Source organism: Candidatus Symbiopectobacterium sp. 'North America', assembly GCF_015762685.1.
Lineage (GTDB): Bacteria > Pseudomonadota > Gammaproteobacteria > Enterobacterales > Enterobacteriaceae > Symbiopectobacterium.
The window spans coordinates 1-22,995 of record NZ_PEHF01000012.1 but is presented as its reverse complement, the minus strand read 5'-3'; the positions used below and the strand labels follow the sequence as shown (position 1 = coordinate 22,995).

Sequence of the window (22,995 nt, the reverse complement as noted above, 5' to 3'; positions counted from 1 at the left end):
TGCCTGTCACGCTCGCGTAGCAGAATTACCGACAAGATTTGTGGCCCATATCGCGGTTCGGGATAAATGTTTACCAACGGGGTGCCGATATCAAAGACATCATCTGTTTTTTTACTCATTTACCGCGTGAAATCACACAGCAAACGAATAATAAAGTAAATAACCCATTGATGATGCAAGCATAAAGATAACTGTGCGTTCGCAACACCGTTCTCGTGAATGGACGCAATGAGCAATGCCAGGGTGACTCACCTCTTCTTATGCCGTGCAGAGGCGAACCTGCTTTACCGACAAACTCGAAAAAAAATGGGGAACATATGCAGCGCATACGCAACATCAAATTGGGAACATTACTCGGCAGTGGCTTTGCTGCCGTGATCATTATCGGCGTGCTGGTCGCGGGTTTTGGCCGCATGCATCTTGCCGGTTTGGGCCAAACCACCGACAGCCTCGCCAAACAGCATCTGAATAACCTGTTTGTATACAGGAACTGAAAGACAACCTGAACGTCACCATTAAAGCCACGCTGCGTATGCTGCTGATGACGGACAAAAAGGAGCTGAGCGACAGCCAGGCATTGATTGAAAAAACCAGCGCACAAAACGGTAAGTTAGTGGAAAAACTGGAAGCTAATCTGCATGCGAAAGAAGTACGCGCAATCTTGGGTGAACTTCAGCAAAATCGCGTCGCCTTTGCCAAACTGGGACGTGAAGCGATCGGCATGACGCTGACAGATCGTCAGGCGGAAGCAGCCGTACTGGTTAAAGGTCAGTTGGAATCGGTGCAAACTGCCATGTTTGGCAACCTCAATACCATGCTCCAACTGCAAAAAGATCTCACTGCCCAGATAGCGACCAACGCCGTGGCTGAAGCCGAAGATGATGGTAACAGCCTGCTGATGCTGGCAACCCTCTCCGCCCTGTTAGCCGCCGTTATCGCCTGGTTCATCACCCGTCACATCAAAAAGTTGCTGGGCGGCGAACCGCTCTACGCCATGCAGGTGGTGTAAGAAATTGCGCAGGGTAATCTGGCCGTTCCAGTAACGCTCGCCGACGCGGACAACAGCAGCCTGCTGGCCGCCATGAACCAAATGCGTGACAGCCTGAGCAAGCTGGTGATTCAGGTGCGGGAAAGCAGCGAGTCTATCTCGACCGGTGCCAGTGAAATCGCCGCAGGCAGCACTGATCTCAGCCAGCGTACCGAAGAGCAGGCTGCCAGCCTTCAACAAACGGCGGCTTCGATGGAACAGATCAGCCAGACGTTGCGGCAAAACACTGATACGGTACGCTCCGCTACCGAGCTTGCCAACACCGCTAGCAGCACCGCTGCCAAAGGCGGAGAAGCGGTGGGCAATATCGTGGGCACCATGACTGAGATTCGCGATAGTTCCCATAAAATCAGCGATATTATCACCGTGATCGACGGCATTGCCTTCCAGACCAACATTCTGGCCCTGAACGCCGCGGTAGAAGCGGCTCGTGCCGGGGAGCAAGGCCGTGGTTTCGCCGTGGTGGCAGGTGAGGTCCGTTCGCTGGCACAGCGTTCGGCATCGGCGGCCAAAGAGATCAAAACGCTGATTCAGGATAGCGTTAGCCGCGTAGAAACGGGTTCGAAGCTGGTCACCGATGCCGGAGAAACCATCGATGAATTGGTGCGCCAGTAGCGTCATGTGGCAGATATGATTGATGAGATTGGTGTCACCACCCGGGAGCAGGGTTCTGGTATTCACCAGATCAATGATGCCATCACCCAACTGGATCAGGTCACACAGCAAAACGCGGCGCTGGTGGAGGAATCCAGCGGAGCGGCAGAGAGCCTGAACGATCAGGCGCGCCATCTGGTGGAGCTGATGAGCGCCTTTCAGGTAGAAGGTCGCGCATCCAGTACCGCGCCTCGCCACGTCCCACTGCGGCACCTATGGCCCTGGGGCATAAATAACCTCGCCACGCGATATCGGCAATGTCGCCCTCATCGGCGGCATCGTTCATCGTGGCGTACCAGAGAAAGATACCGCCAACGTGATACTGAATACGCCTTGCGCGAAAGCGTTATTCTTTTCTCTTAAGCCAAATTAAAGGCGTATTTGATTACATTAATAGCAACATCATAAAATAAATCGTTAAGCCATCAGTCACTATTATTCCCTCACCTGTAAAACCACCTCTTTATAAACACCATGAAGATCGGCACCCTATTAGACGCCGGCTTTAGCGGCGGCGTTGCCAGGGGCATTAGTCTCCTTTCTGGTCACCGGTACGCTGCGTCAGGCCCACAACGTCGCAGATCTGATTACCGAAATCGGCGTTACCCCGCAGGAACAGAAATCGGGCATTGCAGAAATCCATAATGCCATCGCACAGCTCGATCAGGTCACACAGCAAAATGCCGCGTTGGTGGAAGAATCTGCCAGCGCTGCTGACAGCCTCAACGAACAGCCGGCCAATCAGGTCGATTTGATGCGCGTATTTCGCTTGCGCGCGGGCAGTCATGTACCGTCACCGACACCTATAAAAGCCATCGTAACGCCAATGCCCAAGCTAACGCAGGGCGCACAATGGGAACGCTTCTAACCTCATCACCACAGCTCCCGACACGGCATTTAATGACGGGAGCTTCACCCCAGTGAAAAATACGTTTTTTTGATAATTTATATTATCGCTCACTAAGCAAAATTAAATGAAGCGCAGGCCCGTACACCAGAAACGATTTTCCTTAATACAGCACAATATCTTTCCGCACTAAACCAAGCTGACGCTCCATTCTATTATTTACCGATTTTTCTCGCGCTTATCTTTTCAGCAGATATCCATTAATAATCACGCACAAGACGCGCGTTAAGGACGCCGCCACACATCAGGACGATATAAGGAATAAGGACGCCTATGCGATTTATTAAAAAGATGAAAGTCAGCACCATGTTGGGCTCGGGCTTTGCGTCAGTGATTATCATCAGCCTGTGCGTGGCCATTCTTGGTCGCTCCCAGTTGATTTCACTGGGAAGTGACATTGAACTGCTCGCCAACCGTTCGCTTAATAATCTGTTAATCACTCAGGAATTAAAAACCGGATTTGATGCCGTCGACCGTTCCGTGCGCAATATGGCGCTGTATCAGGATCGTGCACGGAAACAGGAAGAGAAGCAGGTGATTGATTTTACGATTGCCCGCAATACTGAACTTCTGGAAACGTTGAACCACAATGCCAGCATCCCCGCCGGGAAAGCACTGTTGGCTCAGCTCGCTCAGGTACGCCCTGCCTATATGAAAGACGTCAGCGAAGCCGTTGCCCGAGAACTCAGCGATAACCCGGAAGAAAAAATGAAGCTGGACGAGATGCGTCGCGCGCAGTTACCCGTGTTCAAAATGCTGGATGATATGATTGAGCTGCAAAAAAAATCAGGCGATAAAGCTGGCCCAACAGCCATGACGCAGGCCAGCAATGGCGGAAACCTGATGTTGCTTCTGGCGCTACTTGCAACAGGATTGGGTGCGCTGCTCGCCTTCCTGATAGCCTATACCTTGAGAAAGCAGCTGGGTGGCGAACCGGCCTATGCCACCCTCATCACCCAGCAAGTCGCTCAAGGTGATTTGGCCGCAGAGATTACCCTGCGCGCGAACGACAGCAGCAGCATGCTGGCTGCCATGAACACCATCCGTAACAGTTTGAGCGCCATGGTGGAACAGGTTCGACACAGTAGCGAATCCATCGCCACCGGCTCCAGCGAGATTGCCGTCGGCAGTACCGACCTGAGCCAACGCACGGAAGAGCAGGCGGCGAATTTGCAGCAAACCGCCGCCGCGATTGAACAGATAAGCCAGGCGGTAGGCCAAAACGCCGATGCGGTGCACAGCGCCACACAGCTCGCTAATCAGGCCAGCGCCACAGCGGCGAAAGGCGGGGAAGCCGTTAACCAGATCGTAGCAACCATGAAAGCCATTACCGCCAGTTCCGGCCAAATCAGCGATATTATCGGCGTGATTGACGGCATTGCATTTCAAACCAACATTCTGGCGCTAAACGCCGCCGTCGAAGCCGCCCGCGCAGGCGAGCAAGGGCGCGGTTTTGCCGTGGTGGCCGGTGAGGTTCGTTCGCTGGCGCAGCGCTCAGCCTCCGCCGCTAAGGAAATCAAAACGCTGATCCACAACAGCGTCGAAACCGTGAATGCCGGATCTACGCTGGTCGAAGAGACGGGCAGCACCATTGCAGCGTTGGTGGCTCAGGCAAGTGAAGTCGCCCACCTGATCGCCACCATCGGGGGAACCATGAGTGAACAAGAGTCGGGCATTGAGCAGGTTCACAGCGCAATCAATCAGCTCGATCGCGTGACTCAGCAAAACGCCGCGTTGGTCGAACAGTCGGTCAGCGCGGCAGGAAGCCTGAACGATCAGGCGGCCAACCTGGTATCACTGATGCAAATGTTCCACATTGCCTCAAACAGCAAGGCGTTACCGCCTCACACCACGCTCCAAAGCCCCCCGCCAGCGCGCGAACTTCCGCTACCACTGGGCAGCCGGGAGAATTGGACACAGTTTTAGCTCACAGGCTCCCAGACCACGCTGGGAGCCGCCTCAGGCGTAGGCCAACACGTCACGCTCTGCGGCAACCGTATTCACCAGCCGCCCAATCTGGATGATTTCCACTTCAACCACATCACCGGCTTTCATAAACAGCGACGGCGTGCGCTTTTTCCCCATGCCCTCCGGTGAACCGGTGATGATAACGTCCCCCGGTGCCAGCGGTGTAAAGCGTGAAATGTAGGCAATCAGCTCCGCCACGGAGCGCACCATATTGTTGGTGGTATCATGCTGCACGCGCACGCCATTCAGGAAGGTGCTGATATCCAACTGTTGCGGATCGCCAATCTCATCAGCGGTGACCATCCAAGGACCAAACCCGCCGGTGTGGCGCCAGTTTTTGCCGGAGGTGAACCAGGTGTATTGCATATCGCGCACCGAGCCATCCATAAAGCAACTGTAGCCTGCCACCACGTCCAGAGCGGCTTCACAACTGACATTATCCGCGTGCTGACCGATAACCACGGCCAGTTCACCTTCATAGTCAAACTCGTTGCTCGATTCGGGTTTCATCAGCGGCTGACAGTGGGCAGACAGCGTATCGGCAAAACGGATAAACAGGGTTGGCGCATCAACGGTTTGTTGGAACTCGATGCGTTTTTCCATGTAGTTCATGCCTACACACAGGATTTTTCCCGGCTGTTCGATCACCGGTAAAAAGGTGACCTGTTCAAAACGAAAGTCCGGCGCGCCCTGCACCGCCTCAAACTGTTTCAATGCACCGGCGCGCAGTGCAGCGGGGATATCCGCATAGGTGTCGGAAAAGCGCCGTCCCAGATCGATGATGCCGTCAGCATCGATAAGCCCATAGGTCTTTTGCCAGGTTTCGGGGTTAATAAAACTTGCCAGTTTCATAGGTTACCTTCAGTGTTTCAGGGTGGTGCTGTGCGCCAGAACTCATTTGATAAAGTGAATCTGCTCATTGATGGCCGCAATCACCGGCGCTTTGCGCGCGTTGTAGACCTTCTTGTTTTGCTCGAACAGGTTATTGCCGTGAGTATCGATAGAGATAATCAACGGACCAAAGGCTTTCACCCGGTTTACCCACAGCGTTTCGGGCATACCAAGATCGCACCACTGGGCATCCTCAATAGCTTCAACTCAGGTCGCGGCAAGCACCGCACAGCCGCCAGGGAACGCGGCGTGCACCGCCTTGAAGGTCTTGCAGCCTTCTTCGGTGTTCGGCCCCATACCGCCTTTACCAACAATCAGCTTCACGCTGGTTTGTTCGATAAACTCTTTTTCGAATTTTTCCATGCGCATGCTGGTGGTTGGCCCGATGGAGATCATTTCAAAGCTGCCATCGTCCTTTTCCACCACAATCGGCCCAGCGTGGAAAATAGCGCCTCCGCGCAGATCGACTGGCAATTCGCGGCCCAACTCAATCAGACGACGGTGAGCGACGTCTCGGCAGGTCACCAGCGTACCGGTCAGGTACACCACGTCACCAATATTCAATTCGGCCAGCGCTTCATCGCTAATCGGGGTAGTAAGCACTTTTTTCATAGTACAGCGCCTTTATGGGAAAGAATTTCATAGAACAAATCAGCGGAGAAACGGATGGTTCCACGACGGTGCGCCCAGCATCCGGTCGACACCGCCACGCCAATGGTGGAAGGGTGGCGTGCAGAGGACTCGATATTGACGCCCATCACCGATGAGGCACCGCCCAGCCCCTGCGGCCCCAGGCCCACGCTGTTCAGCCCCTCTTCCAGCAGCTTCTCCATCTTCGCCGCATCGGCATTGGGGTGGGACGAATCTACCGGGCGCAGAATCGCTTTTTTCGACAACCGCGCCGCCGTTTCCACCGACGTGGAAACCCCGACGCCAACCAACAGCGGCGGGCAAGCATTCACGCCGTAAGAGGTGATCACATCAAACATGAACTGGTTAACGCCTTCATAGCCCTGGCCCAGCATCAATACTTTCGCGGCACCCGGCAATGAACAACCGCCCCCCGCTATATAGACTTCAATGGTGCAACTATCATCATTAGGAATGATTTCCCAATCGAGCCACGGAATACGCGATCCGGTATTGGTACCGGTATTTTTCTCAATAAAGGTTTCGACCGCATTATGGCGTAATGGCGCTTTTTTAGTGGCCTCTTCGGTAGCCGTTTGTAATATGCTTTCCAACTCACCTAAATAAGGGAATGCCGATCCTGCCGTAATAAAATACTGAATTACACCGGTGTCCTGACAGCAGGGTCAGTCTAATAGATCCGCTTGCTTTTGGTTTTCAAACATCGAGTCATAAACCACTTTGGCAAGCGACAGTTCATCTTTTTCTTTACTGCGTAATTCTTCCAATTTCTTGATGACATCGGTTGGCAGACGTTTGCCAACATACCCGGTAAAGCGAGTCATTATCTCTGTCAATGTCGACACATCATTTTGATGATATCACACAACCTCCAATAAAAAACAGATACGACTTTATTTCGTTGAATGGGTTAATTCGAACTTTGCTGCATCGCGACGACAACGCACTTCAATAGACAGGGTTAATATCGCGGAAACTACCAACATGCCCGCGACACAATACAGCGCGATGGAAAAGCTGCCGGTGTTGCTTTTTAGCCAGCCGATCAGCGCAGGACCCGCAAAGCCGCCCAGATTACCGATAGAGTTGATGGCGGCCAGTCTGGCAGCTGCGGCAGGTCCGCTCAGGAACAGCGACGGAATACTCCAGATCGGCGGTTTACAAGAAGAGATACCCATATTGTCCATGACAAGCGCGGCGATCGCCAGCGGTAACGACTGTGCCCAGCCCACCAGCACAAACCCGGTGCTCGCCAGCAAACACGCGCTCACCACATGCCAGGTGCGCTCTTTGGTTTTATCGGAATGCCGCGCCCACATCACCGTCGCAATCGCGGCCATGGCCGAAGGCACTGCATTGATCAGGCCAATCTGCATGGTGGTTAAACCAAAGGATTTGATAAACTGCGGCGACCAGATATTGAGAGAATAGAGCCCGGCAGAGGTGCCGAAATAGACCACGGCCAGCGTCAGAACGCGAATATCGGTCAGCCCTTTCCAGATGCTGACTTTAACCACTTCGCCTTTGTTCTGTTTTTCCGCCGCCAGCGTCGCCACCAACCACTGCGTTTCCTCCGCCGTCAACCAGCGGTTTTTCTCCGGCTTGTCGTTAACATAGAACCAGGTAAACACACCCATTACCGTCGCCGCGACGTTACAAATCAGGAACATTAACTGCCAGCCCGCCAGGCCAAGCGCGCCGTGAGCGCTGAGAATAGCCCCTGCCAGCGGTGAGCCAAACATCGCGGAAATCGGGGCGGTGGCCATAAACAAGGCAATCATCTGCGCCCGCCGTTTCATTGGGAACCAGGTGCTGAGATAGAGAATAATGCCGGAGAAGGAACCGGCTTCCGCGACACCCAGCAGAAAACGCAGAATATAAAACCCTTCCACGGTTTTCACATTAATCATAAACGCGGTGATCACTGCCCAGCTTAGCAAAATACGCGTGAGCCAAATACGTGGTCCGACTTTCTGCAAAATAATGTTAGAAGGAACATCCGTAAGAAAATAACCGAGAAAAAACAAACCCGCACCTAAACCAAAAACCGCATCGGAAAAACCTAAATCCTGATTCATGGTTAACGCTGCAAACCCGATATTAATACGGTCAAAAAAGCCGACAAAATAAACTACCATGACATAGGGTATAATCCGTCAGGTGATCTTTTTCAGCGTCACACTTTCAATATCTGTTTTCATTATGCATTCCAGAATAATAGGGTAAGAGTAGAAAAAAATAATAAGACTGGTTAATACACGTTATTTCTGGTCAAACTATGCGTCAGAACATTGGCGGGATCATTCACCTGGAATTATATAAAAAATTTGCATAATCCAGCTGCGTCATCAGGGTGGTGCTGAATTCGATGATGGCGATCAATATTCACCTATTTTTAATATGGAAAAGCGATAAAAACAAACATTTAAGATGCACACCATTAACAATCACACCCGTTTTACGCCTTACGGTTCTGTGATAGGGATCACAGCCAACAACGTGAGCATTTTTCCACCGCTTGTTCAGGCTGAAAACGGCTCTATTATCTACGCGCTCGCTCTACCTACTACTGAGGGTCGCCCATGGAACTCCGCCAGTTGCGCTGCTTTATCGCGGTGGCAGACGCACTACATTTCGGCCACGCAGCCCAGCAGCTCGATATGTTGCCCTCCGCCCTCGGACGCCATATTCGCCTGTTGGAAGAGAGCCTCAACGTGCGTCTGTTCGTGCGTTCCACGCGCAGCGTGGCACGGCCACAAGCAGTTGGAAGAAGGGAAGAAAATCGTGGCTGAAGTTGATGCACTGGAAGTCCACTTTCGCCGTCAGGGACGCCTTCAGGCACGCACGCTGCGCATTGGAGCCATCGACAGCGCAGCGATTGCGCTAGTGCCTCATCTGCTACCCGCATTTCGTCACGCCTGTCCCGACGTAGATGTGCGCATTGATGAAAATAAAACCGCGCAACTGCTGCCCAAGTTGAAATCCGGCCAACTGGATATGGCGTTTATCTGCCCGTTGAAAGAAAGCGATCCGCAACTTACCACCCGCTTTCTGCTCTACGAAAATGTGGTGCTCGCCATCGCCGAGCGCCATCCGTTAGCGATGCGCCGCAGCGTGACCATCGAGGATATCGCCACGCTGCCGCTTATCGTACCGGCACGCCGCGCGCGTCCACATAGCCACGATGTCACCATCAAGCTGTTCTATCAGGTGGGGCTTAAACCCCATATTGTGCAGCTCGTCGATGAAAAACAGACCATTCTCAGCATGGTGGCAAGCGAAGTGGGCGGAGCCATCATGCCGCGCTGGGCGGCGCGCATGGCAACCCCGCACGTGCGTTTTGTGGCTATCGATCATGGCGAGGGGGCGTTTACCGCCTTGCCGCTGGCGGTGGTGTGGGTAGGAAATCGCCAGACGCAGCGCGCGATACCCTGCTGGAGATCGTCAGTCAGGAACTGCCGCATCTGATTCGGCAACTGTGCTGACGCGCGGTTTAACGTAGGAAGCAACCGCTGCCCACAGGCAGCGGTTTTGGTACACCACTCAACTTAGAGCGCGCGTTTCAGGCGAGCAACCGCCTCGTGCATCTGCTCATCCGTTGCGGTAGCAAACTAGAAACGCAACGTGGCGTAATCAGGGCGTTCCGGGAAGAAGAACTCACCCGGCACGAACACCACGCCCTGTTCCAGCGTTTTTTCCAGCCACTGCGTGGTGTTGAACGGCTCGCGGAAGCGCGCCCACAGGAACATACCGCCTTTGGGTTTATTGAAGGCGATCACATCGCCCAGCTCTTGCTCAATCAGCGATCCCAGCAGTTCACCTTTATGCTTGTAGGCTTCACGAATCTTGTCGATTTGGGTCGGTAAACGCCCCGACGCCAGATAGTATTCCGCGATGGTTTGCGACAGCGAGCTGGCATGCAAATCCGCCGCCTGCTTGATGATCGCCACTTTATGCAGCAACCACTGCGGCAGGATGGCCCAGCCGAGGCGCAGGCCCGGTGCCAGAATTTTTGAGAAAGTCGAGGTGTAGATCACCGCATCGTTGTGGCCCAGCATCTCTTGCCCAAGCTGGAACAGCGTCGGGTTGCGCTCGTCGGTGAAATGCAGTTCTCCGTAGGGGTCATCTTCAATGATCACAAAGCCATAGCGATCGGCGAGTGTAATCAACTGGCGACGACGCGCTTCATTCAGCACCACGCCGCTCGGATTACCAAAGTTCGGCACCAGATACACCGCTTTGATGCGCTGGGTGTGCAGCAGGGTTTCCAGCTCGTCCACTACCATGCCGTCTTTGTCGGATGCGACCGACATCACGCGCGCTTCCGCCAGTTCCAACGTTTGCAGTGCCGCCAGATAGGTCGGGCGTTCCACCACTACCACATCATTCGGGTCAATCAGCGAGCGCATCACTAGATCCAACGCCTGCTGCGAGCCAGCCGTGACCACCATGTCGTCAGCGTGGGCTTTCACACCGCGCAGCGCGCACAGTTCAGCAATACTCACACGCAGCGTATCGCTGCCTTCCGTCAAACTATACTGAAACGCGTTTTTCGGCTGCTCGGTAATCGCACGCTGGGTCGCCTGGTTTAATCCCTCAAAATCGAACAAGGCATCTGAAGGAATTCCCCCAGCCAGAGAAATCACATGATCCATCTTGCTGTGTTTCAATAATTCCCGAATCGCCGAGCTTTTCAGTCTCGCCATACGCTGAGACAGTAATCCTTCCGTTGCCATTTTCATTCTCTTGATTCATCAGATAACACGATGGGCCAGACACGACGATTGTCGCGCAATAATGGTCGTTCAGACAGGGTTATCCACCGAGATAGGCAAAACGCACAGCCTCATTTGCAAGCAAGGAGGCACCCGTATCTTCCAATACTACCCGACCATTCTCCAGCACATAACCACGATCCGCCAATTTCAGCGCCTGATTCGCATTCTGCTCGACCAGGAAGATGGTCATCCCTTCTTCACGCAGTTGAGCGATAGTATCAAAAATCTGCAAAATAATAATCGGAGCCAGCCCCAGAGAAGGCTCATCCAGCAGCAGCAGGCGCGGTTGGCTCATCAGGGTGCGTCCGATGGCCAACATCTGCTGCTCACCGCCGGACATAGTGCCGGAACGCTGCGCGCGGCGCTCATACAGATGCGGGAACAGATCGTATACCCGCGCAATGCGCGACTGATACTGCTCCTTGTCGGCAAAGAAGCCCCCCATCGCCAAATTCTCTTCCACCGTCATGCGTGAAAACACGCGGCGACCTTCCGGCACAATGGCGATGGCTTCACGCATAATCTGCGCCGTTTGCCACTGAGTGATGTCTTTTCCATCATAAATGATGGAGACCACCGTCGCACGCGGATCGCCGCACAGGGTGCCGAGCAGCGTGGTTTTCCCCGCACCGTTGGCCCCAATCAGCGTCACAATTTCACCCTGTTCGATGTACAGACTCACGTCATGCAGCACCTGTATTTTTCCGTAATGCGCTGAAACCTGATTAAATGACAACATAGTGCTTATCCTTCCCCGAGATACGCGCGGATCACGTCCGGGTTATTACGAATTTCAACCGGTGTTCCCTGCGCCAGGGGCGTTCCCTGATTTACCACGTAAATGCGGTCGGAAATGCCCATCACCAGCTTCATATCGTGCTCAATCAGCAACACCGATACCTGATGACGATCGCGCAGCTCAGCAATCAGGTGGTCCAGTTCTTCGGTCTCTTTCGGGTTCATCCAGCATCAACACTTCCGGGCGCGTCATCATGCAACGCGCAATCTCCAGACGACGCTGCTGACCATACGCCAGATTACCTGCCTGACGATTAGCCAAATCAAGCAGGCCAACGCGCTCCAGCCACATGGCACCCAGCTCTTGCGCTTGGGCTTCCGCACGACGGAAACCCGGCGTTTTCAGCAGGCCGGCAAACACGCCGCTTTTCAGGTGTTGATGTTGCGCCACCTGCAGGTTTTCAATCACCGTCATTTCGCGAAACAGACGCACATGCTGGAAGGTACGCACCACGCCCATGCGGGCAATCTGCTGTCCCGGCAACCCTTCCAGATGGCGATCGTGCAGCATGATGGCGCCACCGGTCGGACGATAAAAACCGGTCAGGCAGTTAAATACCGTGGTTTTACCCGCACCGTTTGGCCCGATCAGAGAGACGATTTCACCCTGATTCAGGTCCAGTTCCACATTGTTGACCGCCAGAAAACCGCCAAAGCGCATGGTCAGGCCACGAACCGATAATAATGGTTGCGTACTCATGCCTGTTCTTCCTTCTTCTCAACCTTCAGCTTCATCTCTGGGCGCTTCATCGGCAACAGCCCTTGCGGACGCCAAATCATCATCAGCACCCAGCAGCAGCATGCTGTACTCGTTCAGATCGCGCATCAATTCACGCGATACCACCAGCAAAATGGTCGCGAGGATCACCGCGAACTGAGAGCCCATACCGCCTAACACCACAATGGCGAGCTTCAGCAAAGCTAAAGGATTCCGGACTGACAAACCCCTGACGCGCGGCAAACAGCGTGCCAGCGAAACCGGCAAACGCCACACTGATGGTAAACGCCGTCAGCTTGATACGGGTTAGGCTTAATCCTAAAGAACGACAGGCAATCTCATCGTCACGCAGCGCTTCACAGGCACGCCCCAGCGGCATGCGCAGTAACCGGTTGATGACAAACAGGGTTACGATAACCAGCAGCAGCGCCACCAGATAAAGGAAAATGATGCGATCGCTGGGGTCATACTTCAGGCCAAACATGTCGTGGAAAGTGCCCCAACTGCCTTCGCTGACGCGGCGGCTGAACTCCAGACCAAAGAAAGTAGGCTTAGGAATCTGGCTGATGCCGTTCGGGCCACCGGTAAATTCGGTGTTGTTGAGCAGCAGGATACGCACGATTTCACCGAAACCGAGCGTCACTATCGCCAGATAGTCACCGCGCAGGCGCAACACCGGGAAACCGAGCAGGAAACCGGACAATCCAGCCGCGATACCCGCCAGCGGCAGGCTCTGCCAGAAGCCCAGCCCGTAGTAGTGGTTCAGCAACGCGTAGGTATAAGCGCCAATGGCGTAGAAGCCACCATAGCCCAGCACCAGCAAACCGGACAGCCCCACGACAACGTTCAGGCCCAGGCCCAGCATGACGTAGATCAGCGTCAGCGTGGCGATATCCACCGAACCGCGCGACACCAAAAATGGCCAGACCACCTCAATGATAATCAGCACCGCCGCCAGCACTTTTTGACGCGGCGTGCTACCGTCAAAGCTCGTAAGCACCAGTGAGGAGCCACTGCCAGACAGTTTCCGCATTCCGCTTTGGAAGAAGGGGCGCAGCAGTTGGAAGAAGAACACCACCACGCAGCCAACGCCGATCAGGTTCCAGCGCACGGCATCTGCCCCGCGCACCACCAACGTGGTGCCATCCAGCCCCAGTTGTATTCCCATCAGGAACGCCGATATCACCGCATTTAACAGGTTGAGCTGTTTCATACTTTCTCAACCTCTGGGCGGCCCAGAATACCGGTTGGCATCACCAACAGCACCACAATCAACAACGCGAAAGAAACCACGTCTTTGTACTCAGGTAGGCACTGGTCAGGGCTTCCGCCACCCCCAGCACCAGGCCACCAATCATGGCGCCCGGAATGCTGCCGATCCCACCTAACACCGCGGCGGTAAAGGCTTTCATGCCCGCCATAAAGCCGATGTAGGGGTTGATCACGCCATAGAACTGGCCCAGCAACACGCCAGCGACCGCCGCCATCGCCGCGCCGATCACAAAGGTCAGCGAGATCACGCGGTCAGTGCTGATGCCCAGCAGGCTGGCCATTTTCAGATCTTCCGCGCAAGCACGGCAGGCGCGCCCCATGCGGGAATAGCGAATAAAGGTGGTTAGTGCCAGCATAGTGATGAAGGTGACAACCCAGATGGTCACCTGCATGATAGTAATGGTGGCGGCAAAGCCGTTGCTTTCCCCGACAACCAGTTGACCATGCACCAGCGTTGGCAGCGCTACATCGCGCGAACCTTGCGTCAGGCTGACGTAGTTTTGCAGAAAGATGGACATTCCGATGGCGGAAATCAGCGCAATCAGGCGCTTGGAGTTACGCACTGGCTTATAGGCCACCCGTTCGATGCTCCAGCCGTAAGCACTGGCGATCACAATGGCCGCGATAAATCCGGCACCTATCAGCACCCAACTGACGTCGATACCCATCATCATCAGTGCAGCGATAACGATAAAAGAGACATAGCTACCGATCATATAGACTTCGCCATGGGCGAAGTTAATCATGCCGATAATGCCGTAAACCATGGTGTAGCCAATGGCAATCAGCGCATAAGTGCTGCCCAACGTCATGCCGTTGAACATTTGCTGAAGGAAATAGAGTAACTGCTCGGACATACCTTTACCTTAGAATTAACCTTTACACCTTAAGATTTTGCCCCCACGGCCTGAAGGCGGTGTGGGCATCGGTGTTCAGGAACTGAGTGGGCGGCAGCGATTATTTTGCGCTAGAAGTGCCGTCTGCATGCCACTCGAATACGCCAAACTCAAACCCTTTTAGGTCACCTTTTGTATCCCAGCTCAACGGACCCATTACGGTCTCCACAGTGTTGGCTTTCAGGTCTTTTGCGATAGCTTCCGGTTCTGTACCGCTGCGCTCCATAGCGGTAGTCAGAGACTGCAACGCGGCGTAGGTGGTCCAGACGAACGGCCCGGTTGGATCCAGTTTTTTCGCTTTCAGCGAATCCACGATCGGCTGGTTAGCAGGAACCTGGTCATAACGTTTCGGCAGGGTCACCAGCATGCCTTCAGACGCCACGCCCGCGATGTTGGACAGTGAGGAGTTGCCTACCCCTTACGGTCCCATGAATTTGGTGGTCAACCCAGCCTGGCGTGCCTGACGCAGAATCTGGCCCATTTCCGGGTATTAGCCGCCAAAGTAGACGAAATCCACGTTCTCTTTCTTCAAACGCGCCACCAGCGTGGAGAAATCTTTGTCCCCAGCGGTTACACCTTCAAACAGTACCAGGTTGGCACCCGCTTTTTTCAGGCTGTCCTGCACAGAGCGCGCCAGACCTTCACCGTACTGCTGTTTGTCGTGTACCACAGCGATACGCTGCGGTTTGATGGTATTCACGATATAGTTAGCGGCGGTCGGGCCCTGATCGGAATCCAGACCGGTGGTACGCAGCACCAGTTTATAACCACGGGTAGTCAGATCCGGTGCAGTCGCCGCTGGCGTAATCATTAGCACGCCTTCGTCTTCATAGATATCAGAGGCCGGCTGGGTCGAAGAGGAGCACAGGTGACCAATCACGTAACGAATGCCATCGTTAATCACTTTGTTGGCAACGGCAACGGCCTGTTTCGGATCACAGGCATCATCGTATTCCACGGCAACCAGTTTATTACCCTTCACGCCACCTTTGGCGTTGATGTCAGCAATCGCCTGACGTGCACCGATAAATTCCATGTCGCTGTACTGGGCAACCGGGCCGGACATGGCACCGACAAGGGCAACCTTAATGTCTTCTGCATGGGCCATGTGTGCGAACGCTGCTGCCATACACCCTAACAGTACGACTTTACCTTTAGCTACTTTCATTCGATTCACCCTATCTGTCGTTATGAAGTTCGTCTGCAAACCTGTATCAACCCGCCGTACTCAATCTTTTTCTTATAAGTAAGAAAATGTTAGGTTTTTTATTAGCTATGCTTCGCTAATAAGACGTTATTTTTTATGTCATTAATCAGGAGTTTTATGCTGCAAATCAACTCCCGCAATCAGAAACAAGCGGTGTAAACAGCATAAAATACCAGCCTTATAAGCCACTATTTATTTTATACATAGTCAGTTATGCTGCTTTATGCTGCAATGGGCAACTCAATACTCGAAAAATTATCGGCGAGGAAAACATTTTCCCTATTAACCGTATAGAAAAACTTACACAACTGTTTATCTACATCGCTACTACATTATGCTTTAGGCTACAGCTATGCTTTATGCAAACGCATTGAGAGGGTTATCAAAATGAAGCTCGCCGTCGAATGTCTCTCGTTATTCAGCGACCAGGATAGAACTGATCTCGCCAAGATTTGGCCCCACCAGAATCTCGACCTGCTGGAACAGAGCCTTGATCTGCACCAGCGCCTGTTCGCGTCACGCTTCAATGGCCGCTTGCTGGCAGCGGTGATGGTGGAAATTGATGGCGAATACGCGGAACTCGATGATCTGATGGTCAGAGATGCAACGCGCCGCCGTGGTGTTGGCCTGCATCTGATTCAGGAAATGGTGCGTCAGTTACCTGGCGTGAAAGAATTTTGGCTGACAGCTGCAGATCATGCTGGCGTTAGTGAAGTCGTGCTGGACCGCTTTATGGAAAGTTATGGATTCTTTCCGGTATCAGGAGGGTGGCTCTACACTCGAAGTTAACCGCTAACAAACGGCAGGAGCCCTACCAAAAATAGTGATGGATTCATGCATAACCCATGCGCTACCTATCGTAGCGCTAGGTAAATCTATTGGCCTCTTAATAATAGCCTCTGATACGACTCGTTTTTTCGACTACACGATAAAACACCTCATCCGTTAGCCTAGGGTACGGATGACGATATATCCTCACTTCCCTACGTTAACAAATCTTATTTTAGTTCCCGTCATGTAAAGCTCGTTAGAACACTATAAATATTGATATATTTATAATAAAGACCGTGAAAAAATTTCATTATGTATGAAATTTAAAAAAATTAAATGACAATAGACACTAATAAACACATTCACATCAGGGAGAAAAAATGAAAATAACATTATCAAATGTTTACCCATCATATTATAACCAGGAAAAATCGATTACTAATGTATCAAAATACAATTCTGATTTACTCAAAATAGAAAATGAGATCTATCAAAAAAAAGAGCTTTGTGATACACAAATAAATATATTGAATGATGAACTCTCAGTTAAAACTGAACATTTAAAAACACTATACAATGCCTGGATGAGTATACCTTACAAAAAAAGACCAAAAAAAGAAGATATAGAATATTTGCAAATTCTCATTATAAAATATGCAATGAACATCATCGGAACTGGATATACGACATGGGAACGATTCAATAACGCATCGAATATATACAAAGAAATACTAAACCTTATGTCATCACACCATTATATGGTCACCCATGATGAGGTACGTAAACAACATATTGAACAAGAACACATTGAGTTAATATGGTCATATTTCATACAAAATTTCCTTATTCAGTTGATATACAAAGACACACCGCTTGAAAAAAATTTTTTACCCTCTGAGTTTCAATTTAGTAATCAATATGACATAGGCATTACCGAAAGTGTTGGTAATAGCATTACTAACGCAAGGGTAGCTGAATTTATTTTCAATGATATATTGACGAAAAGAGTTGATGAGAGAGATTACGAAATACTCGCATTGAATATAAAAAAATTAAACGACTTTTATTTCATGTATATGATGTCAAAAACGCATGGTGAGTATTTTCATTTAAAGCAAGAATACCATTCCATAACAACAGACACCATATTATTTATACCCCAGGAAATCAAGGATGAAATCACATCTTACTCTGACTAATATTCCCGCTACTTATCCTTCAATATGCGCTACAAAAAAGGCCAACATACGTTGGCCTTTTCACTATCCGAAATAAGTACTGTTACATCAAGCTTCAATCGCTGCCCGCAGTTTCTTCATGGCGTTTTTCTCTAACTGACGCACACGTTCTGCGGACACGCCGTATTTATCGGCCAGTTCCTGCAAGGTGGATTTATTGTCATCATCCAACCAGCGCGCCCGGATAATATGCTGGCTGCGTTCATCCAGCCCTTCCAACGCGTAGGCAAGCTTGTCCGTTGCGTGGTTATCCCAGTTATCTTCTTCGATGCCATCGGCAAAATCAGAGGATTTATCCTGAAGATAGAACATGGGTGCCATCGCCTGGCCATCATGCGATTCGTCATCCGGTGTGGGATCGAACGTCATGTCTTGCGAGGCCATACGTGATTCCATCTCGCGCACATCTTTGCTGGTAACACCCAATTCACGGGCCACCAGTTCTACTTCGTCCTGATTAAACCAGCCCAGACGCTGTTTGGTCTTACGGAGGTTAAAGAATAGCTTGCGCTGCGCTTTGGTAGTCGCGACCTTGACGATACGCCAGTTACGCAACACATATTCGTGAATTTCGGCTTTGATCCAGTGCACAGCAAAGGACACCAGACGCACACCCATTTCCGGGTTGAAGCGGCGCACCGCTTTCATCAGGCCGATATTGCCTTCTTGAATCAGGTCTGCCTGGGGCAATCCATAGCCCGCATAGGTACGGGCTACGTGAATCACAAAGCGCAGATGCGACAGGATCAGCACTTTCGCAGATTCCAGATCGCCCCCGTAATGCAGCCGTTCAGCCAGTGCCCGCTCTTCCTCCGCCGTTAGCATCGGATAGGCGTTGGCGGCACGAATATACCCTTCCAGACTGCCCTGGGGAACTAAGGTGAAAGTTTGCATATCTTTGGTCATTCGACCCCTCTTCAATTAGCGTGAGTGAATAAAATACAACGTTAAACCTCACATTATGTACAACAAAACCGATGCACCTTACTGCCGCTCCGGCACAGAACCTTTGACTATGTCGTATGCCAAGAGTTCCTTCTGCTCATCGACCAACCCTATTTTATCGCCTAACGGCGACAGATCAAGGTGAACCTGTCGATGATTTTGCCCCACCCTCGGCACGCCAAGGCACCAGAAAAAACTCATTCTGGTGTAAAGCGACGTAAATGTTGCACGGTTGCCAGCCATGCTGCCAGCCAGCCAATCATCCCGGCAATCAACAGCAGCAGCAGTGATTCATCCCAGGTGAGTCCGGTCACGGCAAAGCGCGTACCAAATACCGTAGCGACCTGATCGACCACGGCAGAGAGCTTCCAGACCAACGCTTGCGACAGAATCAGCGACAGCAACGCGCCACCGCCGCCCAACAACGCACCACCGTTGAGGAAGGGACGTAAAATAAAGCCGTCCGTCGCCCCAATCAGCTTCATGACATTGATGGTTTCACGGCGGCTGAAAATACTCAAACGCACGCTATTGCCGATGACCAGGAACACGGCAACAATCATCAGGATACCGATGGTAGCGGCCACCTGACCCACCAGTGAGGTCAGCGCCACCAGGCGCGCAAACCAGCTATCGTCCATACGGACTTCACTCACACCGTGCACCGCCGCCACACGATCGCGCAACGAGGTCAGCGTCTGTGAACTTTGGAAGTTCAGCTTTGCCGTAATGATGGCAACGGCGGGCAGCGGATTCTCTTCCAGCATGTCCAGCGCTCCACCGAAACCGGACCAGTTGCGAAACTCCCCCATCGCTTCATCACGGGACAGGTAGTTGACCTTCTCCACCCCATCCTCTGCCGCAAGCGTGCCAATCACGCCCTGCGCCGCATCATTGTCCAACGCTTTATCCAGATAGACCGTCAGTTGCGGCGTGGGATACCACTGCGCCGCAGCCTGACTGACGTTTTTCCACACCAGATAACAGATACTTGGCAAGGTCAGCGAGATGGCAATCACCATCACGGTCAGCAGCGTCTCCAGCGGCTGGCGCAGCATATCGGCCAGCGTATTGTCCCAAGCATAACGCCACTGTTCTTGCCAGCCACCGCGCAGTGCCTTTTTCTTGTTTACGCGGGGTTTCACGTTACGGGAATTAGTCGCCATAAACGCCTCCCAACATACGTCCTTGCGACAGCGTCAGTACTCGATACTGACGGCTGGCAATCAGCGTCGTGTCGTGCGTTGCCATCAACACCGTGACGCCAACGCGATTAAATTCTTCGAACAGACGCAAAATATCCTGAGACAACGCGTTATCCAGGTTACCGGTCGGTTCATCTGCCAGCAGCACCGTCGGTTTGTTCACCACCGCGCGGGCAATGCCCACACGCTGCTGTTCACCGCCTGACAATTGAATCGGGTAGCTCTTGGCTTTGTCCAGCAAGCCCACCTTATCGAGAGCGGCCGAAACACGGCGGCGGATATCTTCACTGCTCGTCCCGGCAATAATCAGCGGCATCGCCACGTTATCGTAAACGGTACGATCCATCAGCAGATAATGATCCTGAAAAATCATGCCGATCTGGCGGCGCAAGAAGGGTACCTCTCGCTTTTTCAAGCGGCTGATATTGTGCCCGCTGAACAAAATTTGGCCCGCGCTCGGGCGCTCTATGCCACAAATCAGTTTCAGCAGGGTACTTTTCCCGGCACCGGAATGGCCCGTCAGAAACGCCATCTCCCCAGGGAGCAGATGGAAATCCACCCCCTGCAACGCCTGACGTCCACCGAGATAAGCCTTACTGACTTGTTCAAAGCGAATCATCCGTTTTCATCCTCTCGGGCAAGCTGTTTATCTTCACGAGACATCAGTCTTCGCGGGCAAAAAGCGCCTCAATAAAATCGTCAGCCTTAAAGGGACGCAAATCATCAATACCTTCCCCTACACCAATATAGCGGATAGGAATCCCAAACTGATCGGCGATGGCGAAGATCACCCCGCCTTTCGCGGTGCCGTCCAGCTTGGTCAGGGTGATGCCGGTCAAGCCGACGGCATCGTTAAACAGTTTCGCCTGGCTGACGGCGTTTTGTCCGGTGCTGGCGTCCAACGTCAGCATGATTTCATGCGGCGCAGACTCATCCAGTTTTTTCATCACGCGGACAATTTTCTTCAACTCTTCCATAAGGTGCGCTTTGTTCTGCAAGCGTCCTGCGGTATCAGCGATCAGCACGTCAGCGCCGCGCGCTTTTGCCGCCTGAATGGCATCAAAAATCACCGAGGAGGAATCCGCCCCCGTGTGCTGCGCGACCACGGCCACGTTGTTGCGCTGGCCCCATACCTGCAACTGCTCTACGGCGGCGGCACGGAAGGTATCCCCGGCAGCCAGCATCACCGATTTACCCTGCGCCTGGAATTGGCGCGCCAATTTACCGATGGTGGTGGTTTTCCCGACGCCGTTAACGCCCACCATCAGGATCACGTAAGGGGTTTTTCCGTCGATGTTAAGCGGCTCATACACCTTGTTAAGGATAGCGCCCATCTCTTCTTTCAGTTTCACCAACAGCGCATCGGCATCTTTCAGTTGTTTACGGCTGGCGTGCTCTGTCAGGTCGGCAATAATCTTGCGCGTGGTTTCCACGCCAACATCAGCAATCAATAATTGCTCTTCCAGTTCCTCAAACAGATCGTCGTCGATTTTCTTGGCGCGAAACAATCCGATAAATCCGGAACCGAGGTTTTCTCGGGTTTTTACCAGACTGAGTTTTAGCCGGGCGAAAAAAACCTCTTTGGTCGGTCTTTCCTGCTCCTGTGCCACAGGCACAGGCTCAGCAACGTGTTCTGCAACTTCCGTTATCGCTTGCTCATCGGCACTGTCCTGTGATGGCAGAACATCTTGTGATAGCAAAGTATCCTGCGCTTCAAGACTCACCTGCGCCTCTGCACGGTCTACCGTCTCAGCGGTTTCAACGGCATCAGCAACGCGCGGCGATTCTGGCTGCGCGGCAGCCGGTTCTTCAAGCACCTGTGCGCTGTGAACCTCAGTCTGCACGTCAGGCTCATAGTTTGGCGTTTCGGCCTGAACCTCCGATACTACAGGCACATCACTGTCCTGAGGCTGCGCCATATCCTGCTGCTGTTCTGCTGCTTGCGGTTGCTCAGTCCGTTCCTCTTCCTGACGCCCTAATCCCAGCCAGGAAAAGAAACCGCGTTTTTTCTCTTTTGTCATATCGCAATCGCGCCCCATGCTGCTGCTCACAGCAGCGCTTAAATAATTGAAGTCAATAACCCGGTCAGAGTCGAGCCCAGAGTCTACCACTTTCCGCCCGGCAGCAACACGCACCATAGCAGGGCTGGTGGACACAATCTCGGTAACGAAGTATGTCATCTCGATAACCGGGTAGGCCAAAACCACGCGTCACCGCAGAGAAACCTGATATTAACATTCCTTCCCCTCCTAACCCTCGTTAGAATAGCGCCTACCTATTACCGATAGCGAATCTCAGCATCCGACAACCCGGAGTTCTACAGTAAACAGACTATGGCAAAAAAAAATGCACCTGCACAGGCAGGCCAAATCCGCATTATCGGCGGCCAGTGGCGCGGACGAAAACTTCCCGTGCCAGACAGCTCAGGGCTGCGCCCCACCACCGATCGCGTTCGTGAAGCGCTGTTTAACTGGCTGGCGCCAGTCATTCAGCAGGCCCGTTGCCTGGATGGCTTCGCAGGCAGTGGCGCACTGGGGTTTGAAGCGCTGTCACGCTATGCGGCACATGTCACCCTGCTGGAAAATGAACGCAGCATCGCCCGGCAACTGGAACAAAATGCGGTGCTGTTGAAGGCGAACAACGCCCGCATCATCAATACCAATACGTTGAACTGGCTGGCGCAGGCCGGTGAACCCTATGACGTGGTGTTTCTCGATCCCCCATTTCGCCGGAACTTATTGAACCAGACGCTCCGTTTGCTGAAACAGCAGGGCTGGCTGGCACCTGAGGCGTGGATTTATGTAGAAACCGAGGCCGAGAATGGCGAGCTCGAGATTCCGGTTACCTGGACGCTACACCGCGAAAAAGTGGCAGGACAAGTGGCATACCGGCTGTATATCCGCCAGGCTACGCCCACACAGCATGAAGAGGCAGACGATGATTTGGATTAACCTGGGTCGGATATTGATGATCGGCGTGTGGGGCTAATGAGATGGTCACCCCCACCCTGTAGCGGTACGCTGACAGGGTGTTTTTCTTTCAGGAGAG

The 22,995-nt window shown here is 52.6% G+C and carries 14 protein-coding genes and 8 pseudogenes; 8 read left to right on the top strand and 14 right to left on the bottom strand.

Going from position 1 to position 22,995, the window contains the following annotated elements:
- Positions 1–317 precede the first annotated feature (317 nt).
- The 3 genes and pseudogenes from CS369_RS24380 to CS369_RS02620 form a co-directional block, all read left to right on the top strand.
- Positions 318–1,882 (top strand): annotated as a pseudogene (locus tag CS369_RS24380) (methyl-accepting chemotaxis protein); the annotation flags it as partial.
- A 337-nt stretch (positions 1,883–2,219) separates the two neighbouring features.
- Positions 2,220–2,570, top strand: coding sequence for a hypothetical protein (locus CS369_RS02625; protein ID WP_374191019.1), 351 nt, complete (start codon positions 2,220–2,222; stop codon positions 2,568–2,570).
- Between the two features lie 312 nt (positions 2,571–2,882).
- Positions 2,883–4,535, top strand: a complete 1,653-nt coding sequence (locus tag CS369_RS02620; RefSeq protein ID WP_196905873.1) for a methyl-accepting chemotaxis protein — start codon at positions 2,883–2,885, stop codon at positions 4,533–4,535.
- 33 nt (positions 4,536–4,568) lie between these two features.
- On the opposite strand, the gene CS369_RS02615 is transcribed toward CS369_RS02620, so the two are convergent.
- The 4 genes and pseudogenes from CS369_RS02615 to CS369_RS02600 form a co-directional block, all read right to left on the bottom strand.
- Positions 4,569–5,429, bottom strand: a complete 861-nt coding sequence (locus CS369_RS02615) for a fumarylacetoacetate hydrolase family protein (RefSeq protein WP_196905872.1) — start codon at positions 5,427–5,429, stop codon at positions 4,569–4,571.
- A 42-nt stretch (positions 5,430–5,471) separates the two neighbouring features.
- A pseudogene (gene ttdB / locus CS369_RS02610) lies at positions 5,472–6,080 on the bottom strand (L(+)-tartrate dehydratase subunit beta).
- A pseudogene (gene ttdA, locus CS369_RS02605) lies at positions 6,077–6,943 on the bottom strand (L(+)-tartrate dehydratase subunit alpha). The pseudogenes ttdB and ttdA overlap by 4 nt, the downstream one beginning before the upstream one ends.
- A gap of 69 nt (positions 6,944–7,012) precedes the next feature.
- Positions 7,013–8,272: an MFS transporter gene (locus tag CS369_RS02600; protein ID WP_244664741.1), complete on the bottom strand. Its 1,260-nt coding sequence runs from the start codon at positions 8,270–8,272 to the stop codon at positions 7,013–7,015.
- A 429-nt stretch (positions 8,273–8,701) separates the two neighbouring features.
- On the opposite strand from CS369_RS02600, the gene CS369_RS22900 reads away from it, so the two are divergent.
- Both CS369_RS22900 and CS369_RS02595 read left to right on the top strand, forming a co-directional pair.
- Positions 8,702–8,911, top strand: a complete 210-nt coding sequence (locus tag CS369_RS22900) for a LysR family transcriptional regulator (RefSeq protein WP_244664730.1) — start codon at positions 8,702–8,704, stop codon at positions 8,909–8,911.
- Complete coding sequence (locus CS369_RS02595) at positions 8,904–9,587, top strand: LysR family substrate-binding domain-containing protein (RefSeq protein ID WP_244664729.1); 684 nt, start codon at positions 8,904–8,906, stop codon at positions 9,585–9,587. The genes CS369_RS22900 and CS369_RS02595 overlap by 8 nt, the downstream gene beginning before the upstream one ends.
- An 80-nt stretch (positions 9,588–9,667) precedes the next feature.
- Here CS369_RS02595 and CS369_RS02590 read toward each other — a convergent pair.
- The 6 genes and pseudogenes from CS369_RS02590 to CS369_RS02565 all read right to left on the bottom strand — a co-directional run bounded on the left by CS369_RS02590 (position 9,668) and on the right by CS369_RS02565 (position 15,749).
- A pseudogene (locus CS369_RS02590) lies at positions 9,668–10,855 on the bottom strand (PLP-dependent aminotransferase family protein).
- Positions 10,856–10,934: 79 nt separating this feature from the next.
- Positions 10,935–11,636 (bottom strand): high-affinity branched-chain amino acid ABC transporter ATP-binding protein LivF, encoded by a 702-nt coding sequence (gene livF / locus CS369_RS02585; protein ID WP_196905871.1) that lies wholly within the window; start codon positions 11,634–11,636, stop codon positions 10,935–10,937.
- 5 nt (positions 11,637–11,641) lie between these two features.
- A pseudogene (livG, locus tag CS369_RS02580) lies at positions 11,642–12,395 on the bottom strand (high-affinity branched-chain amino acid ABC transporter ATP-binding protein LivG).
- A pseudogene (locus tag CS369_RS02575) lies at positions 12,392–13,626 on the bottom strand (high-affinity branched-chain amino acid ABC transporter permease LivM). The pseudogenes livG and CS369_RS02575 overlap by 4 nt, the downstream one beginning before the upstream one ends.
- Positions 13,623–14,542 (bottom strand): annotated as a pseudogene (livH, locus tag CS369_RS02570) (high-affinity branched-chain amino acid ABC transporter permease LivH). The pseudogenes CS369_RS02575 and livH overlap by 4 nt, the downstream one beginning before the upstream one ends.
- A 100-nt stretch (positions 14,543–14,642) precedes the next feature.
- Positions 14,643–15,749 (bottom strand): annotated as a pseudogene (locus CS369_RS02565) (branched-chain amino acid ABC transporter substrate-binding protein).
- Positions 15,750–16,175: 426 nt separating this feature from the next.
- Between CS369_RS02565 and panM the strand changes: the two are divergent.
- Entirely contained in the window at positions 16,176–16,577 is a 402-nt protein-coding gene (panM, locus tag CS369_RS02560; protein ID WP_196905870.1) for an aspartate 1-decarboxylase autocleavage activator PanM, read from the top strand.
- Positions 16,578–16,939: 362 nt separating this feature from the next.
- Positions 16,940–17,758 (top strand): hypothetical protein, encoded by an 819-nt coding sequence (locus CS369_RS02555; RefSeq protein ID WP_196905869.1) that lies wholly within the window; start codon positions 16,940–16,942, stop codon positions 17,756–17,758.
- A gap of 87 nt (positions 17,759–17,845) precedes the next feature.
- Here the strand turns inward: CS369_RS02555 and rpoH are convergent, their stop codons facing one another.
- The 4 genes from rpoH to ftsY all read right to left on the bottom strand — a co-directional run bounded on the left by rpoH (position 17,846) and on the right by ftsY (position 21,968).
- Positions 17,846–18,703 (bottom strand): RNA polymerase sigma factor RpoH, encoded by an 858-nt coding sequence (rpoH, locus tag CS369_RS02550; RefSeq protein WP_196905868.1) that lies wholly within the window; start codon positions 18,701–18,703, stop codon positions 17,846–17,848.
- A 236-nt stretch (positions 18,704–18,939) separates the two neighbouring features.
- Positions 18,940–19,908: a permease-like cell division protein FtsX gene (gene ftsX / locus CS369_RS02545; protein ID WP_196905867.1), complete on the bottom strand. Its 969-nt coding sequence runs from the start codon at positions 19,906–19,908 to the stop codon at positions 18,940–18,942.
- Positions 19,898–20,566, bottom strand: a complete 669-nt coding sequence (gene ftsE, locus CS369_RS02540) for a cell division ATP-binding protein FtsE (RefSeq protein ID WP_196905866.1) — start codon at positions 20,564–20,566, stop codon at positions 19,898–19,900. The genes ftsX and ftsE overlap by 11 nt, the downstream gene beginning before the upstream one ends.
- 43 nt (positions 20,567–20,609) lie before the next feature.
- A complete protein-coding gene (ftsY, locus tag CS369_RS02535; RefSeq protein WP_196905899.1) occupies positions 20,610–21,968 on the bottom strand; it encodes a signal recognition particle-docking protein FtsY in 1,359 nt (452 codons plus the stop codon).
- Between the two features lie 312 nt (positions 21,969–22,280).
- Here ftsY and rsmD point away from each other — a divergent pair, with 312 nt between their 5' ends.
- On the top strand, positions 22,281–22,898 hold the full coding sequence (gene rsmD, locus CS369_RS02530) for a 16S rRNA (guanine(966)-N(2))-methyltransferase (protein ID WP_196905865.1): 618 nt from the start codon (positions 22,281–22,283) through the stop codon (positions 22,896–22,898).
- Positions 22,899–22,995: the final 97 nt, after the last annotated feature.